The following is a 407-nucleotide window of genomic DNA, read 5'->3' on the forward strand; positions in this document are numbered from 1 at the left end:
GCCGGCGCGAGACGATCGTCACCCACGGCCCCGGCAGCTTCGTCGGCGAGCTGGCGCAGCTTTCGGCCCGGCCCTCGCTGGTCAATGCCGAGGCCGCCGGGCCGGTCGAGGCTTTCGTCATTCCCTCGCGGCGGGTGCGCGACCTGATGGTGCAGGAGGCCAATCTCGGCGAGCGCATCATGCGGGCGCTCATCCTGCGCCGCGTCGGGCTCTTGGAAAGCGCCACCAGCGGGCCGATCATCATCGGACCATCAGGCAATGCCGACGTGCTGCGGCTGCAGGGCTTCCTGGCCCGCAGCGGCCAGCCGCACCGCGTGCTCGATTCCGGCGGCGACCCCTGCGCCAAAACCCTGGTCGAGCGCTTCGATGTCGACCCGCACCATCTGCCCGTCGTGCTGTGTCCGAAC

Annotated in this window: 1 protein-coding gene; it reads left to right on the forward strand. The window is 70.8% G+C overall.

The features are described 5' to 3' along the window. Nucleotides 1-407, forward strand: a 407-nt coding sequence (locus tag EN738_RS35065; protein ID WP_145967076.1) for a cyclic nucleotide-binding domain-containing protein, incomplete at both ends; no start/stop codon positions are given.

Origin of the sequence: Mesorhizobium sp. M4B.F.Ca.ET.017.02.2.1 (assembly GCF_003998955.1) — a bacterium.
In the GTDB taxonomy this organism is placed as follows: Bacteria; Pseudomonadota; Alphaproteobacteria; order Rhizobiales; family Rhizobiaceae; genus Mesorhizobium; species Mesorhizobium abyssinicae.